This is a genomic window from Methanobacterium sp. SMA-27 (assembly GCF_000744455.1).
Classification (GTDB): Archaea; Methanobacteriota; Methanobacteria; order Methanobacteriales; family Methanobacteriaceae; genus Methanobacterium_B.
This window is the reverse complement of sequence record NZ_JQLY01000001.1, coordinates 1691775-1708947: the sequence shown is the minus strand read 5'-3', so window position 1 is coordinate 1708947 and position 17173 is coordinate 1691775. Positions and strand designations below refer to the sequence as shown.

Genomic DNA, 17173 nt, shown 5'->3' with positions numbered 1-17173 from the left:
GAATATTTTTATGCCCAAACATCCTGGAGAATGGAATAACGAAGGAATTGCCTTTTTTGAGAATGGCCAGTATAATGAAGCAATAAAATGCTATGATAAAGCATTGGAAATTGATCCAAATTTTATTCAAGCTCTTAACAACAAGGGAAATGTTTTAAGAATACTTAAAAAATATAGGGAAGCTTTAGATGTATTCAATAAAGCTATTTCTAAGGATGAGAATAATACAGAACTCTTGGTTAATTTGGGGGCGGTATATTATGATATGGAAGATTATTCTTCTGCAATTGAATGTTATAACAAAGCACTAACCATAAATCCGGAAAATACCAATGCTCTTACTAACAAAGGAGCAGCATTTGCTAATTCTGGAGACCTAGAAGCGGGCATGAAATGCTTTAATGAAGCTTTAAAAATTAATCCTTTAGATGTTAATGCAAGAATAAATAGGGATAAGCTCAGAGATTTTTTAGTTGGTAGAAATTAATACTTCCTTTCAATTCCACATGAAGATCTGAATATTGTTTAGAATAATAAAGAAAAGTATCTGATATCCATATCTATACCAAAATTGCCATTCTTAATTGATAACAACATTCTTTAATATGGCTGAATTATTCTATTAATTTAGTTTTTTAAATTCAAATTTTACTTTCAATTTTTTTTCCAAATTTTATTTGATGAGTAGTAAAATTCGATATGATTCAAAATAATAATTTTTTGATTCATTTTCTTATTCCTATTTGCATTAGTTTTTTTTGAATCAAAATGTAATCCAATAAAGATATTATTTTATGATAAGTTTGTAATATTAAAGAATTATTTATCTTAATGTTGGAGAAGACCCCATGTGTGAGGGTGGGGATGAATCCAACCCTATATATAAATAATAGTTTAACAATAATTAATAGTATCGTATGCGATAACCAAGCATACTACACTTAATCTAATCAGTATCGTAGGAACTACGGAAATTAAAGCTTCTCTGAAAAAAACCACATTAGTGGATTTAATGAAGGAAGAAGCTCCTTCCGAAAGGGAGGGGTAGTTCACATCTCAAATATTTACAAATGTTAAAAATGTACCTATATTGATAAGTTGGTCTAGGGGTCTTGAACAAGATAGGGGTAAAATGAATTTTTAGGAATTACAACAAAAAAAACTAAAATTATTGATCACTGATACTGGTGTTCAGTGATTTAATCAGTAGTCCCTGGCGGAGTCGAACCGCCGTCGAAAGATCCAGAGTCTCACAGGATTGCCACTACCCCAAGGGACTAAAATGTATGTTGCTTCGCTTGTAAAATTCAAGGTAAAAAGCACAGTTTCAAGATTTGATTTCATAGTATATAACGATTTGGGCTAAGAATTTGTGCTGACACAAGGACTGTTGTTTTATTAATATTTAGCACTGTATATATTACTATCTAAGGAATTTAAATAAAAAAATTAGGAAATAACACCTTTTTTATTTGAAAGAAAAAATTTTCATTTTTGATTTAAATTTTTCTCCAGATTTTATCTAGATACACTTAATTCGATTTTGTGATGTTAGTGGAATATTTTTTATAATCCTTGGGAATAAGTTGATATTATTATTAATTTAAATTACATCTAAAAAAATAAATTATCCAAAAAAAAGAAAAATAGAATATAAATTATTATCTCAATTGTTTGGATACCAAAAAATAATCAAATATTTATTATTTTAGTTATCCTCCTTCTCATCTCGGGCCATAGCCAATAGTAGGGCATCAGAACGACGCACATCATAGTTATTGAAGCTATTTATGAAATTTTTGAGGTGTTCCTCACCTTTTTCGGTTAGAAGGTACTCTTCTATTTCTTCAATTAAAAGTTCTTCTTCTATTAATGGTTTTATGAGATTTTTAAATTTATTATCGAAATCATAAGGTTCTGAACCAGTAGCTTTGAGCTCACTAAGTACAGGGATATAGTTGTCTGGATGGAAAGTACTATGGAGTGAAGAAATTATTTCTTTGCGTGTTCTTTGCTGGTCTTCCCATAAAAGGTATAGTATCCAGTTTCTGAATGCTATTAATCTGTTTTCTTCCCAACATTCTTGTAATGGAAGTTTGTACTCTTTGGAGTAATCTTCTTCTCCACCTCTCTCAGCAAATATAGCTTCTCGAAGTAAACTTACAGCATCTCTAAATATACCTGCCCCTACGAATAATCCGATTAGAGCATCAACAAAGTAAACACCGTAAATTGCGAAAATGGCACCTATAATAACCGATGAACCAATGAAAATATGATTTTTACTATCTACAGATTGTGATATTAAAGTTAAACTATTGTTGATTTTCCCAACGAAACGTTGGTAATAAAAAAGGAAAAACGCAGATAATATAGCCACTCCTTCAACAGCTATAACTAGATAAGGCATAGTTATGGGTTCTGCATGTCCTCCAAATGTCGCTAATAAATGGGTGATGGAATCAAATAATACTGTAATGGCTGCAATAAATAATCCTGCTACAACTAGAAGTGTGCTTAATTTTTCTCGATGATATTTAATTCCCAGCCAAACCAAGATAGCTTCGACTGTATCCATGGTGGCATCACTTCCATCGGCAATTAAACCCATACTACCGCTTATTAATCCACCACCTAGTTTAAGAAACGCAAGGAATGCATCTAAAAATGTTGTATTCATAGCTGTGGTGGAAGGTTTTAATTCCTTATCTACCATAGCAGCCTCTTTTTTTATATTTTGTCGATATATTTTAGCTTGACTCAATCCTTCCTTGGTTAATTCATATTTATCATCTTTATTTAGATTAATCCAACCCTTTTTGATTAATTTATCCATTTCAATTTCAGCACCATGATTAGACTTATCATTTCTAACCTCTTCCAGTTCTGAGCGTAAACGAGTAGCTTTGAAAAATAATCTTTCCATAAGTGGCTGGCCTTTTCCAGGTAACTGCTGGTACCAGATCAAAGATAAAAATAACATGGATTTTTCCCATAATTCCTCCAAACTGAGTGGACCTTCCTTTATAATGGCCATCATCAAAAATTTATCATACCCTAAAATAGGTTTTTCTTTTTCCATTAATATTTCTCCATTAATAAATATTATATCGAGATCAGTCAGCTAATGATAATTCATTGAAAATATTGTCAATATGAGTGGAATCTTATTTATTACTCATAGTATTTAGTCTAAATGATAAGTATTTAAATATACGTCCGGTGAGATACAATGGGAGTTTGAAGGATTAGTAAATTAAACATTTCTATCACTAAATTCAAATACAATTATTAGGCAATAGAATTATTATCTTTTACTGGATTAAATCTATCGAAACATGTTTTAATCAATTAAAACTAAATTTATCTATAAAACTGCCTTTTAAATTATAATTCAATCCAATAATTCTGATTTTATCATACAGATTATAATAATTATGCATAACAAAAATATGTTAAGTAGATCATAATGCATACTCAAAGAAACAAGTTCAAACTCTTAATAGACAGTTATTGTATGATTCTAACCATAAAACGAAAATTTAATATAAAGTTAGGAATATATAATAAATTATAATTAAAAAGGAGTTGAAAAAATGGTCGACATTAAAGAAATACAATCTATTGAACCAGTGCCTTTCACAGTGATGACCGCTTCTATAAATGCTATAATAGGCCTTATATATGCAATTATACTACTGATTGCCTTTGGAGCATTAGCAGCATTTTTACCGGGAGCAGCACTAATATTTGCCAGTCTAGGCATATCAATGATAATACTTTACCCTATTGGAGCTTTCCTGGTTTATACAACACTTTCATTCATTACAGCACTGATTTACAACATGCTTGTACCAAGACTTGGCGGAGTAAAATTAGGGCTAGAAGGAGACCAAGTGACATCAGTACCTGTGATGTCATTTGCACTCATATTATCAGCAATAGCAGCAATATGGGCATTAATAATGGGACTCTTACTAACTGCAGTGATTTTACCATTGACTACAATTGTAAGTACAATTATCCCCCTTGTAATGCAACTAGGTGTAGCAGCAGTTAACAACGCAACAGCACTTTTAAGTATGAGTAATGCTACAAACTTGTCAGTTAACGCAACTAACTTTACAGCTGCAAATCTTCCAAACGGCTCAGCCGTAGGTAATGGCGGAGTTGTTATAGCATTGATGTTAATCATAGGTATACCAATAGCTGTCTTTGTATTAGGATTTATTGGTAGTGCACTAGCAGCAATATTCTACAACTACATTATACCTAAAGTTGGTGGAGTTAGGTTATTACTTGCACCTGCAGGAACAGCACATGAGATAACATCCATACCAGTTGTAGCAGCATCACTAGCTATAGCCTCAGTTGCACTTATATTCGGAATTATAATGGGCATTGTGCAATTGATAACTATGGCTGCAGCAGGAAATGCAGTACTAGGAGTTGAAGTCCTCATATATGATATACTCAGGTACTTTATAGGAACATTCATTATGGTTGCAATTATCACCATAATCTACAACTTCTTAGCACCAAGAATCGGTGGAGTTCAGTTAGGACTTAAATAAAGGATTTAAACAACCTTTATTTATATATTTTTTTTTGAATTAAAATCCTTCATCTATCTCAGTTTTTTTGAATTTCTTTGAAGGATTATTGGGCAGTGTACGGTTTTCAGAATATAGAACATTTTTCAATTCATACAAAAAATTACTAGTACAAAATCGAACATAAATAATATTACAAATTCTTGTTGATAATTGATCTAAAAAAAAGGTGTGATTCCATGTTGATAAAAAAAGAAATCATTGGAAAGGAAGTTGTGGACACTGCGGGAATTGTAATTGGTAAGGTGCAAGATGTGGAGGTGGACTTTGAAACCCAGACATTGGAATCGTTCAAAGTTGGAAAAGGAGGAATCTTGGAAAGCCTTGGAAGTTCTAGTGGCGGGACTATAATTCCTTATGACATTGTAAAAATTATTGGGGATAAAGTACTACTTACAAGCGATATCCACGAACAATAGGAATAGGTAACAGTATGGTGGCAATTGAACAAAATGTACTTTATATAGTAATAGCAGCCATAGTAGTTGTTGGATTGATAGTTGCACTTATGCAATGGAGGCGGGTCAGAGAAGCACAGACTAACGTTGAATTCCTCACAAAACAGGCTGAACTAAAGAAGATAGAGCTTGTTGAAAGGGACTTGGAATCCAAACGCATGATGAATGATATAGTTCTACCAAAGGATCAGCAGGAAAAATTAACCACTATAAGGGAAAACACATCTAATTTAATGCATAAAGCCGGATACCTCCACGGCGAGATAAATGAGCGGGTTAATCGTCTTGAAGCAAAAACAGAATATATAAAACTTCAAAAACTGCTTATGGACATAGAGGAGAAGGAAAAGGAACTTGAAGAGAAAACAGGTAAATCTAAAGGATGGAAACATAAATGACTCCATTAGAGTTATTGGCAATACTAGTAATCGCAGGTGCCATTGTGGTTTTGCTTTATTTCTATATGCAGGACACTAGGAATCTATCATTTGCGAAGGCACGTTCAGTTGCTGTTGAAACCGGTGAAAAAGCAAGATCAACAGTTTCAGGTGCAAGTGAAAAAGTGAAAGGTGAAGATAACGATATGGGAGGAGTTGGTGCAAAAATGTCGGGAATGGGAGAAAAAGCAACTGGAATGGGTGATAGGGTACGTTCTACTGTGTCGGGTGCAGGCGAGAAGATTACAGGTAGTGGTGTAAGCGAGAAAGTATCAGGTGTAAGCGAAAAATTAAAAGGCTCAGTTAAAGGAGCAACGAGTACAGACTCAATGTCAAATAAAATAGACTTATTTTTAGACGAAAAAAGCGACCAACTCATAAAAGACTGGAAACTAGCAACCAAAGACGACATTCTAGACATAGAAAAAAGATACACCAAAGTATCAAGAGATCTAGATACTCTAGACAGCAGATTCAACGAATACAGAGGATCCACAAACAAAAAACTCAAAAAAATCGAGGAAAGACTAGACAAACTAGAAAGTCCTGAATGAGTTTAAAATTAGACGAAAAAAGAAACAACAATGAAAAATAGTATTTATAAATATATATTTTTTTTTAAAATTTCCTAAATTATTATGAATCAATAAAAATTATCCTAAAAGATAGAAATTGATATTTTTTAATGTGTATATGTTGGTAAACTGATTATATATCCTGATTAATTTTTACATTTATTATTGGAGATGTAAATGCGTCGTTTAGATAAATTTAGTTCATTTAAAGAATATATTCCACTTATAAAGCATGATAGTCATGATAAAAATATTGGTCTACTTGTAGATGGACCAAACATGCTCAGAAAGGAATTTGACTGCGATTTAGATACAGTAAAAGATTTAATAGCGGAATATGGTAATATAAAGATAGGCAAGGTTTTTCTTAATCAGTATGCTTCAGACAAACTTATAGAAGCTGTAGTAAATCAAGGTTTCTCACCTATGATTGTTGCAGGGGAAACAGATGTCCAGATGGCTGTGGAGGCATTTGAACTTATTCACAATCCAAATATTGACATCATAGCCATCATGACCCGTGATGTTGACTTTTTTCCATTAATAAACGTTGCCAAGGAACACGGGAAAAAAACTATTGTTATTGGGGCTGAACCTGGGTTCAGTGTAGCTTTGAAGAATTCAGCGGATATTATAATTACCCTTAAGACTCACCAAACATCCAAGACTGCAACTTAAATACAGATTTGACAAACAAACTTTTTGTTATTCGTCGGCACTCCCCCTGTGAAATAAAATCACCTTGATAGTTAGTAAAATTAAAAAACCATAAATTTATACAGTAATAAGATTATATTATCTATTATAGTGGATTAAAAATATTATGGAGGTGAAAAAATGGTGGAGACACAACAAGCAAGTGGTGGGTCATTGCTGGGCCTTGCTATTATTTTTCTAATTATTTTATTACTATTCCCAGGTTTCGCTCTTTGGTTATTGTATGTAGCAATATTAGTAATGCTAATTTCAGGGATTATAGCATTAATTGCAAAATAATTCATTTATATAACTTAGATACTCAAAATCTCTTTATTTTTTTTTTAAATTCATTATTCAACTCGATGATACATTATACATAACGTTGTGCTAGTTTTAGTCTACTATTCAAACTTCAAAACTATTTTTTTAACAAATGGATTCGCAGAGTATTTGAATAGAAAACATTCTAGTTAACTATAACAAAATAATTTTGTCATAGTTACTCTTTTAATTATTTTCTTTGAATTTCAAGTGTTGTGTGTGGGGGTTTAAGTGTTTTTCATTAAAATTATATGTTTTCTTTTACATAAAATAGAATATGAACACTGAAACATACCGTGAAATAATGGGGATAATTGCAATAATCATAGGTGTAATTTTTATTATAGATCCTGCGATTGTAGCATACTTATTAGGAATTGTACTCATAGCATATGGAATAATGGAATTGATAAACAGAGGAATGGGATAATTCTATTACAGGATTATATTAAATCTTATCAATCCCTCTGATGGAGATTATTACTCCAAAATTATTAATTTAACATTAAAAATAGTAAAATGGAGTATTTATAATTAAAGAACTATTGGGTTAAATTAAAAACCATCAAAATTAAATCAATTACAATATCCAGTCTGTAAAATACATCTAATAATGTTTAAAATAATATTGGAGGAAATTTAATGGATGAAGTAGAAATTAGAAGGAAAATATTGAAGAATATATATAACTTAGATAAAATTAGCTATGGATATTCAGTTGATAGTAGGGATTTAATGGAAACTTTAGATATTACATCTGAGGAATTATTTTCTAATGTTGAAGATCTAGAAAAAGATGGATATTTAGAGCTTGAAATATTTTTAGGCAATGAATTTAAAGCAAAAATCACGCCTCAAGGGATAAAAAAAGTAGAAAAAATGGGCTATTAGTTGTGTCATGTTTCAATGTATAATATTATATAATAATTTCAGAGGGTGGTTTATTGTTGGTTGAACTTCTTGTCTTTTCATCATACTTTTGATTGTGACAATTTTATCCGGTTTAATAGGTAATTTGCCAACTGTAGGTAGTATGGTGGCAAGAGTGATGAGCAATAAACCACATAGAACAAATTCTAGAAGCATTGAAAATATAAAGTTTTTGGGAACATTTAGCAATTTGATAGTTAAGTATAAAGGAGGCAAAAAATGAATGATGAATTTAAAATACCCTCATTTCTTCAGCAAATACTTGTTATAGCAGTAATTTTTGTAGCTTTACTGGGAATGAAATATAGTTCGGTGATTTTGGGACCAATATTCCTTTCAATATTCATAAGCATAATTATCTATCCCTTTTTGATGTGGCTTAAAAAGAAGGGTTTGTCTTACAATCTATCAGTATTAGTAACATTAGTTGGAACTTTAGCTTTAGGTGCTGCAATAATGGGTTTTCTTGTGTATACACTAGCTCAATTAGTTAAAGCACTTCCTACTTTCACTATAAACTCTTCAGGGTTTCTTGCACAGTACGGAAATCAGATAATAACATTTATTGTTGACAATATTCCTGTTTCAGATTCTGCTGGGTTAATTGCTATTGGAACTTTCCTTCTGTTCTCAGTCATATTTCTGGTTTATGAACTACCTCAAATAAAAACAAGACTTGAAAAAGGATTTGGTACGGATAGTCCTACCCTAAATAAAACATTCGCTCTTATTCGTGATACTATCGACTATTTTATAATCAGAGCAAAAGTAAACTTTTTTTACGGTATAAGCGTTTCAGTTATACTTTTCGTCTTCGACATTAATTTTGCAGTACTCTGGGGATTACTAACATTTTTCCTGGGATTTATACCATACATAGGTATAATAATAGCAGCTATACCTCCAGTATTGATAGCTTGGTCTAAATTCGGCATACAAGGCGCTATCATCATGGGACTTTTCTTCATCATCATTAACACCATTGCTGAAAGTATTATATTCCCAAGACTAACAGGAAAAGGTCTTCAGATGTCAGTTTATGTGGTGTTTGTTTCATTATTTGTGTGGGGTTGGGTTTTAGGTCCTACAGGATTTTTAATTGGAGTACCTTTAACCTTGATTGTCATAAAATATCTAGAAAACTATGATGAAACTCGCTGGCTGGCTTCAATAATGTCTAGTGGAGAAGAAGAGGATGAGAATAATAAAAAAAATGATCATAAATAGAATCTAGGAATTCATGGACAAACAATAATTATCAATAATTAAAAGATTAACTTAGACATAAGTTTCTTATCCATTAAACATATTCTAATCTCAATTAAGATATGCGGAAGATTTAAACAGTTATAGATGGGATCTAAAAGGTATCCTTGATGCATACCTGATCATAGTAAAGGCGAAATATCTATATCATTGCATCATAAAAGTGAAGAAACTGAATTAATAATCAAAGATAACGTGTGGGCGTACCAAAAGAATTCGACATCCAAAAACCCAAAAAACTAGGACTACAATTACTAAACACCCTAGTAGAACAACTCGAAGGTACAATCAAACTCGACCAAAACAATGGAACAACATTTAAAATCACATTAAAGATTAAAATATAGAGAACGGATATAACTGGAATGGGGGGGGGGAATTTCATTGGGGAAATCTGATAAGTGGTTAGAAAATGCAGAGAAGTATTTCAACACTACAATCGTTTCTTAATTTAAGATCCTCGAATAAAAAAATATGGTAAAATATTCTTAATCTTCAAATCAATTTGTTTATTTTTTGATATTATCTTTTTTTATCACAATCAAAGCAATATTCCTTATCGCTGTTAGTTTTAAAAGATTTTCCACATCCTTTGCATATGATCTGTTTTAGGGAGCATTCTTTGTCCACTATATCTAGAGAGCATGAACATTTCCAACCCATTTTACCTTTCAATTTCTGTTCAAATACTTTGTCTTCATCGACTTCTTTAACCATTTTATAGCTCCTTAATGTATTTAAATAACTTTTGTAGATCTGATTGGTCTTGGGACTTTGACAATTAATATTTTTAGATTATTTTGTCCTTCATTATACCATGTATGTGGTTTTTTGGCAGGACTTTCAATTAGAGCATCTTTACTTACTCTCTCTTTTTCTTCTCCAATTTCAACAATACCCTCACCTTCTAAAACATAGAAAAACACATCTACAGGAGTGCTGTGTTTTTTTAAGGATTCTCCTGGTTTAATGGTCATGTGAACTGCTACAGCATTTTCGGTATCATATATTTTACGTGCATAGACTCCGTGAGGGTTTGGAGAGGATTTAATGTCTGATACTTTAGATATTCTCATTTTATCACCTGTTTTTTTAATCTTTAGTTCTAAAAGAATAATTTATAGCATCTTTAGGGCATTTTTCTATACATTCACCACATAATATGCAATTTAAGTTATCCATAGTGCTGTTATTAACCATTAGGTTAACATTTAAACCCATGGGGCACGATTTATCACATAATTTACAATTTGAACAGTTATTATTATTTGAGTTTAATTGTAAGGATGGTACTTTAATTTTTTTACCTAGTTTAGATCCTATTGTTAAAAACACCCCTTGAGGACATAGATATCTGCAGAAGGCTCTACTCCCTAATAGTATTGATAATAAACCTATTGTCATTATAGAAATGGTTATAAAAATAACCAATTGTAAATTGCCATTTGAAGCAAATAAGTCAATGTTTTTCGCTAACCCTATATTAAAAATTAAAAATAATACCAATAGGAGGAATATAACAAAAACAAAATATCTTATATTATTTGCTTTTTCAGAAATTGGCTTTTTTTTAAAAATATGAATTCCTAAAATTTCTTGTAACGCGCCATAAGGGCAAGTGTAGCCACATGATACTGATCTACCCATAAATAGTGATAGCATAAACCATGCTGCAAAAATAAGGAAGCTTGCTGTGATTATACCATTTCTAATTCCCCACACCATTAAGATGGGTGAATATACATTTAATAATATTGGCAAAGTTATGACCAAAGCTATTAAAATATAGATTCTTAACCGTATTTTATGTTTTTTCATTTAATTACCTCCAATTTTTATAGCATTCACTAGGATAACTCCAAAACGATCATTTAATCAAAAATAACTTGATATTTGAATTCATACAGTTATTTTCTAATATTTAGATCAATATTCCGCAATATTTAAATGTTTTTTCACTAAACATGTATAAAGTAAGAAAATGAGGGAGGGATATTATTCCAATAAAACAAGCCACAATAAATGCATTAAAAATATTAGGACTTACTGATTATGAATCTAAAGCATATCTGTCTTTGGCTTCATTGATATCTGCTACTGCGTTAGAAATTAGTGAAGATTCCGGTGTGCCACTTTCCAGAACATATGATGTATTAAAGAGTTTACATAAAAAAGATTTTTTAGAAATTAAGAGAGGAAAACCGTTGATATATGGGGTTGTGCCTCCGCAGGATGTTTTTGAAAAATCAAGAGTGAAGATCAAAGATGAACTCGATGAAGCGGAATCAGAAGTGGTTAACATCTATGAGAGTCAAATATCAAAATCTCCTGCTCCTATTTGGTTGATTTATGGTTCTGATAAGATTATAAAAAAAGAATTAGAAATTATTGGCCGTGCTAAGAGTACTCTGCACATTGCAGCGGGGTTCATGTTTCATGAAGAAGTTGAAAAATTGAATGATGCTTTAACTAAGTCATTAAAGAGAGGAATTCAGACTAGGATTATTGTAGCGCCATATAGCATTACTGATGGAGAAAAAATAGACATTTCTGAGGGTATTAAAGAATTAGATTGTGAGAAAAAGACATTCCAAATACCATTCATAAAGGTCATAATCAGAGATAAAAAAGAAATGCTATTGATATTTTGTAAATTTAAGGATGAAAGTGTAATATCTCAAACAGCAATTGGTGTATGGAATCAATATACTGAATTTGTGGAAACAATTGCAGATTTATATAATGTGGTTTGGGTCATGAACTTTTTCAACAAAAGTAATATGGATACCTTTATGGAAGATTGATATAGTTTCCATACATAATGAATGTGATCTGGGGAATAAGTACTATTACGCCACCAATGGGTTTACTACTAATTAAACATTAAATTTCTTATCTATCAAACATTATCAAATCTCAATTTATGATATACAGAAAATTTAAACAACTATATATGGACCTAAAATGAATCCTTGATGCATACCTAATCAGACTGTTAATGTGCTAGACTATGGAAATTCACTATTTTAAAAGATAGGTATCAGTAAATTAAAAGATATAGATTAACATATGGAATTATCGTCTTTGTTGATGAAATTTAATCTAGCTTTGGCTTATACTCCACTCCACAACCTTTTTCAATAACAATATCATCCAATAAAATCATGATTTCTTAATTATTGTGATTTCAGCCGAAAATTTAGTCAATAACTTTACTTTATTCCATAATCAAACTTTAATGATATGAAATATTTTTGAAGAATTAAGTTTTTTATATATGGATAATTGAAACTTCGTTATATGGCTGTTTTGCCACCATGGGGTTACCATATTACCTTATATTTGATTCGAGTATAAATAATTTTCTAATATTGCATTTACATTAATTATACATAATTCTAACTGATATACTACTTAATATTTAGCGTTAATTAACCACAAGGACTAAATTATTCCACGATTTTGATATGTCAGAAACATAAAAGACTAAAAATTGATTTAAACGATATCATATACCTAATCAAACAGTAAATGGTTTTTAATGTTGGAGCTTAAACTATTTGAAAGTTAGGCATTATAAATTAAAAGATGATAATAGGTTTATTTAATTATTGTCCAATACAAGCAAATTAAATCTATCATGACACCAAATTTTTTTCATTTTAATCAGATGACCTAAAAAGTCAACCTGATTCAGTATCATTAAGATTCCAACATCGATAAATCTTTTCTTGATTCGTATTATAGAAAAAAGGCCGTAATTCATTTAAGGTTAGTATGCAGGCAAAATAAAATATCAAAGTCAATAGTTTTTATAATATCTGGAGTAATCATAGATTAAATTACCAAAAAATCTGTAAAATTACCGGAAAATCATTTTAACAACACTTGCATACTTATTTTATTTTAAAAATGTCAAAAAGTTCATTCTACAGGCATGTAAATGATTCCACTACAAAAATGGTTCTTGTTAGTAATAAAATACTTCCAATTACAAATTTAAATGTAATAAGTTAATTTTCACTATTTATCTAGCACCATAATAACAAATAGGAGTTTGTACATACAACATAATAGGTTATTCATAATGACAGACGCTAAAATTCTATTAATAGAAGATGAGAACATAGAAGCCATGGATATTAAGCTAACATTGGAATCTTTTGGTTATGAAGTTCCCTATGTCGCATCCAGTGGTGATGAAGCTGTAGAGAAAGCATTAGCTATTATGCCTGATCTTATTCTGATGGACATAATTCTTAAAGGCGATATTGATGGTATTGAAACTGTTTCTAAGATTAAAGACCTAAATATTCCTGTTATTTATTTAACTGCTCATTCTGAAGAGTCCACAATTGAAAGAGCCAAACTCACAGAACCATACGGATATATCATAAAACCATACGATCGAACAGAACTTAAATATGCCATAGAACTCGCAATTTACAAAAGTAAATTGAAAAACGATTTAAAAGATAGTGAAACTAAGTATCGTACTCTTTTTAATCAAGCTGCAGATGGTATACTCTTAATGAAAGGAGATAAATTCATAGAATGCAATGAGAGGGCCTTAGAGATTTATGGTATTAATAGGGAGCAATTAATAGGAAAAACCCATTATTCCATATTTTCACCTGAAATACAGCCAAACGGGGAAATATCTGAAAATAGGGCAGTAGAATATATTAACAAAGCTCTCGATGGATATCCGCAGCATTTCGAATGGAAACATCTTAAGTTTGATGCCACACCTTTTTACGCTGAAATATCTTTAAACAGACTAAAAATTAAAGGCCAATACTTGCTCCAAGCTATAGTAAGAGATATTACCGATCGAAAACATGCTGAAAATGAATTAAAGAAAAGTCATAATAAAGAACAATTACGGTCAGAAATAATTCGTGATGCGTCTGTAAGTATAGGAATTGGTTATCCTGATGGTAAATTAGGTTTTGTGAATAAAGCATTTGAAAAACTAACCGGATACTCAGAAGAAGAATTAAAAACCATTAATTGGAATGTGGAATTAACTCCTGAAAAATGGAGATTAACTGAACGAAAATGCTTAGATGAACTTCAACACTCCAAAAAATCTGTCCAATATGAAAAAGAATACATAAAAAAAGATGGTTCAATTGTTCCAGTGGAACTGGTGGTAAACCCACATCTGGACTCAAAAGGTAATGTTGACCATTATTTTTCATTCATAACAAACATCACAGAACGCAAAGAAGCTGAAGAAGCTTTGCAGGATAGTGAAACTGAATACCGCGATTTGTTTAACCATTTGAATAGTGGTGTTGCAGTTTATGAAGCTGTTAACAATGGAAAAGACTTTATTTTTAAAGATTTCAACACTGCTGCAGAGAATATGGAGCATGTACGGAAGGAAGATGTTATCGGTAAAAAGTTGACTGAAGCATTTCCTGGAGTTAAAGATTTTGGAATTTTCGAAGTATTTCAAAAAGTCTGGAAGACTGGAAACCCAGAATATTTTCCTGAAAACATTTACAAAGATCTAAAAGATCCAGGAAGCTGGAGAGAAAACTGGGTATATAAACTCCCCAATGGAAAAATAGTGGCCATTTACAACAACATTACCGAACGCAAAACGGCTGAAAAAGCTTTGAAAGAGAATGAAAAAAGTTATCGAGAGTTGGTTGATAATTCCCTTGTTGGAATTTATAAGACTAATTTACAGGGTGATATCTTATTTGTCAACGATGCTATGGCCAAGATCTTCCACTATGATAATATTGATGAGCCTAAAGAGAATAATATCATAAAATTGTATAAAAACAGTGAAGATCGACTCCAATTTATCAATAAACTGAAAAAAAATGGCCATGTAACCGATTATGAATTGGAAACACGGGGAAAGAATGGCCAAACTGTTAATGTACTTGTAAGTGCTAGTTTGAAAGATAATATACTTTCGGGCATGTTTATGGACATCACTCAACTCAAAAGAGCAGAGAAAAATCTGCTTGAGGGTGAGAAAAGATTTAGGACATTAATTAACAGCTCTACTGATATGATTCGCATCCTTGATAAAAATGGATATATAATTTTTGATTCTCCATCTTGCACAAAAATACTTGGCTATCCTGATGGTTCACTTATAGGTAAGAGTCCTCTCGAATTTATCCATCCTGATGATTTGGAGAGGGTGAAGAATGATTTAGCAGAAGTTTATGAAAACCGGAATCCTGGAATTCCTACGGAGTTCAGAATTCGAAAAGCGGATGGGAAATACCTCCATGTAGAGTCAATCTCTCAGAATATGATCCATGTTCCTAATATTGGAGGTATCGTAGTAACAACCCACCCTATTCAACAACGTAAAGAAATGGAAGATACCCTACGTGAAAGTGAAGAAAAATACCGAACCCTTTTTGAAACAGACCCAGATTATACTCTACTGATTGGAACCGATGGAATTATCCAGGATGTTAATAAAGCAACAAGCGATATAACCGGCCTATCACGGGAAGAATTAATTGGAAAGCACTTTATTGAATTGGAGTTGGCAATTCCCGAAGATATACCAGTCTATGTTGAAAATATAACCCAAATATTAAAAGGAGAACAAATAAAAACATTTGAATCCCAATTCAGAGATAAAAATGGAAAAATTCGTTGGGGGGTCATAACTTTAACTCCCATAATCAAAGATAGGAGCATCTCCTCTATTATGGCAATTATCAGTGATTTTACCGACAGAAAAGTTGCCGAAAACCAATTAAAAACAACAATCAAAGAAAAAGAAGTTCTCCTCCGGGAGATCCATCACAGGGTCAAAAACAACATGCAGATCATCTCCAGTTTGTTGAATTTGCAGACCCAGCATGTGGAAGGAGAAGAAACCATTAACGTATTGAAAGAGAGCCAGGGACGGGTGAAGAGCCTGGCCATGATCCACGAGAAACTCTACCAATCACCTAATTTCACCGATATCAATTTCAAAGAGTATATTAGGAAACTTGTCTCCGACATATTTTATTCTTATGGAATTTCAACAGGCACCATTGAATCAGTATTGAATATTGAAGATATTAACATTAGTATCGACACTGCTATACCATTAGGACTAATCATTAACGAATTAGTAACTAACAGCGTCAAATACGCATTCCCTAAATGTAAAGGAACCATAACCTTAAAACTCAAATCATCAAAAGAACAAATGGAACTCACTATCGCCGATGATGGGATAGGAATACCAGAAGATACCGATATCGAAAACACAGAAACACTTGGCCTGCAACTAGTAAAAAATCTTATAAACCAATTAGACGGCACTTTAAAACTAAATACAGATAAAGGGACAGAATTTAAAATCAAATTTAAGGAAGTGAAATATAAAGAAAGGATTTAAGGATTGGTAGATGTAATGGTAGATGAATCTGATTTGATTGAAAGGTTGAGATTTTTTTCTGAATTATCTAGTATTTTAATACTGTTAGCTGGTGTTATAGTTTTTTTGGGTTGGGTTTTTGATATTTCAATCCTTAAAAGTCCAGGAACAGGTTTTTCCACAATAAAAACTAATGTAGCGGTGGCTATAATTTTAATTGGACTTTCGCTGTGGTTAATGCAAACAAAGAGAAGGTATCCTTGATGCATATCTAATCAGATTGTTATTGTGTTAAAATCTTGGAGATTCACTATTTGAATGGTAGCTATCAGTAAATTAAATGGTATTGTTTAACATATGGAATTATCGTACTATTGATAGAAATTTAATCTAGTTTTGAGAGGTACTCCACACCAGAATCCTTTCTAAACACTTAATCATTTAAAATCTCACTATTTTAACTTTTAATTGATTTCAATCAGAATTTTTAGAGTTTGAAATTAAGTTAATTATTCTT

General features: G+C 31.5%; 18 protein-coding genes and 1 tRNA gene. 13 read left to right on the top strand and 6 right to left on the bottom strand.

Translation table 11 applies throughout. The annotated features are described in order from the left end of the window. The first annotated feature begins 10 nt into the window (after window positions 1-10). A complete protein-coding gene (locus DL91_RS08485; protein WP_048191078.1) occupies window positions 11-487 on the top strand; it encodes a tetratricopeptide repeat protein in 477 nt (158 codons plus the stop codon). 720 nt (window positions 488-1207) lie between these two features. Here the strand turns inward: DL91_RS08485 and DL91_RS08480 are convergent. Together DL91_RS08480 and DL91_RS08475 are read right to left on the bottom strand one after the other, a co-directional pair. Next, window positions 1208-1279, bottom strand: a tRNA-Gln gene (locus DL91_RS08480). A 429-nt stretch (window positions 1280-1708) separates the two neighbouring features. Beyond that, window positions 1709-3082 (bottom strand): cation diffusion facilitator family transporter, encoded by a 1374-nt coding sequence (locus tag DL91_RS08475; RefSeq protein WP_048191077.1) that lies wholly within the window; start codon window positions 3080-3082, stop codon window positions 1709-1711. A gap of 514 nt (window positions 3083-3596) precedes the next feature. On the opposite strand from DL91_RS08475, the gene DL91_RS08470 reads away from it, so the two are divergent. From DL91_RS08470 to DL91_RS13660, 10 genes are all read left to right on the top strand, one after another. After that, window positions 3597-4574 carry a hypothetical protein gene (locus DL91_RS08470; protein ID WP_048191076.1) on the top strand — a complete coding sequence of 326 codons (978 nt, stop codon included), beginning with the start codon at window positions 3597-3599 and terminating at the stop codon, window positions 4572-4574. Window positions 4575-4792: 218 nt separating this feature from the next. Continuing rightward, window positions 4793-5032 carry a PRC-barrel domain-containing protein gene (locus DL91_RS08465; protein WP_048191075.1) on the top strand — a complete coding sequence of 80 codons (240 nt, stop codon included), beginning with the start codon at window positions 4793-4795 and terminating at the stop codon, window positions 5030-5032. 14 nt (window positions 5033-5046) lie between these two features. Beyond that, a complete protein-coding gene (locus DL91_RS08460) occupies window positions 5047-5469 on the top strand; it encodes a hypothetical protein (RefSeq protein ID WP_048191074.1) in 423 nt (140 codons plus the stop codon). Beyond that, the gene (locus DL91_RS08455) at window positions 5466-6062 is read left to right on the top strand and encodes a hypothetical protein (RefSeq protein ID WP_048191073.1); all 597 of its coding nucleotides are present in this window, start codon (window positions 5466-5468) and stop codon (window positions 6060-6062) included. Before DL91_RS08460 ends, DL91_RS08455 begins: the two co-directional genes overlap by 4 nt. A gap of 198 nt (window positions 6063-6260) precedes the next feature. Further along, a complete protein-coding gene (locus DL91_RS08450) occupies window positions 6261-6761 on the top strand; it encodes a TIGR00288 family NYN domain-containing protein (protein ID WP_048191072.1) in 501 nt (166 codons plus the stop codon). A 159-nt stretch (window positions 6762-6920) separates the two neighbouring features. After that, window positions 6921-7079, top strand: a complete 159-nt coding sequence (locus DL91_RS13915; protein WP_197050633.1) for a hypothetical protein — start codon at window positions 6921-6923, stop codon at window positions 7077-7079. A 301-nt stretch (window positions 7080-7380) separates the two neighbouring features. Then, complete coding sequence (locus DL91_RS13910) at window positions 7381-7533, top strand: hypothetical protein (RefSeq protein WP_197050632.1); 153 nt, start codon at window positions 7381-7383, stop codon at window positions 7531-7533. A gap of 212 nt (window positions 7534-7745) precedes the next feature. After that, the gene (locus tag DL91_RS08445; RefSeq protein WP_048191071.1) at window positions 7746-7994 is read left to right on the top strand and encodes a hypothetical protein; all 249 of its coding nucleotides are present in this window, start codon (window positions 7746-7748) and stop codon (window positions 7992-7994) included. Between the two features lie 258 nt (window positions 7995-8252). Beyond that, on the top strand, window positions 8253-9260 hold the full coding sequence (locus tag DL91_RS08440) for an AI-2E family transporter (RefSeq protein WP_048191070.1): 1008 nt from the start codon (window positions 8253-8255) through the stop codon (window positions 9258-9260). Window positions 9261-9496: 236 nt separating this feature from the next. Further along, entirely contained in the window at window positions 9497-9646 is a 150-nt protein-coding gene (locus tag DL91_RS13660; RefSeq protein ID WP_156096059.1) for a hypothetical protein, read from the top strand. Between the two features lie 175 nt (window positions 9647-9821). Here DL91_RS13660 and DL91_RS08435 read toward each other — a convergent pair whose 3' ends face one another. From DL91_RS08435 to DL91_RS08425, 3 genes are read right to left on the bottom strand one after another with little or no spacing between them, the layout of a single operon-like run. After that, window positions 9822-10016: a hypothetical protein gene (locus DL91_RS08435; protein WP_048191069.1), complete on the bottom strand. Its 195-nt coding sequence runs from the start codon at window positions 10014-10016 to the stop codon at window positions 9822-9824. Between the two features lie 20 nt (window positions 10017-10036). Beyond that, window positions 10037-10375: a cupin domain-containing protein gene (locus tag DL91_RS08430; RefSeq protein ID WP_048191068.1), complete on the bottom strand. Its 339-nt coding sequence runs from the start codon at window positions 10373-10375 to the stop codon at window positions 10037-10039. Window positions 10376-10391: 16 nt separating this feature from the next. Beyond that, entirely contained in the window at window positions 10392-11117 is a 726-nt protein-coding gene (locus DL91_RS08425) for a 4Fe-4S binding protein (protein WP_048191067.1), read from the bottom strand. 176 nt (window positions 11118-11293) lie between these two features. Between DL91_RS08425 and DL91_RS08420 the strand changes: the two genes are divergently transcribed. Next, the gene (locus tag DL91_RS08420; RefSeq protein WP_369792073.1) at window positions 11294-12103 is read left to right on the top strand and encodes a TrmB family transcriptional regulator; all 810 of its coding nucleotides are present in this window, start codon (window positions 11294-11296) and stop codon (window positions 12101-12103) included. Between the two features lie 1283 nt (window positions 12104-13386). After that, window positions 13387-16677, top strand: coding sequence for a PAS domain S-box protein (locus tag DL91_RS08415; RefSeq protein WP_048191065.1), 3291 nt, complete (start codon window positions 13387-13389; stop codon window positions 16675-16677). Here the strand turns inward: DL91_RS08415 and DL91_RS08410 are convergent. Further along, window positions 16674-16925 (bottom strand): hypothetical protein, encoded by a 252-nt coding sequence (locus tag DL91_RS08410; protein WP_048191064.1) that lies wholly within the window; start codon window positions 16923-16925, stop codon window positions 16674-16676. The genes DL91_RS08415 and DL91_RS08410 overlap by 4 nt on opposite strands. Window positions 16926-17173 lie beyond the last annotated feature (248 nt).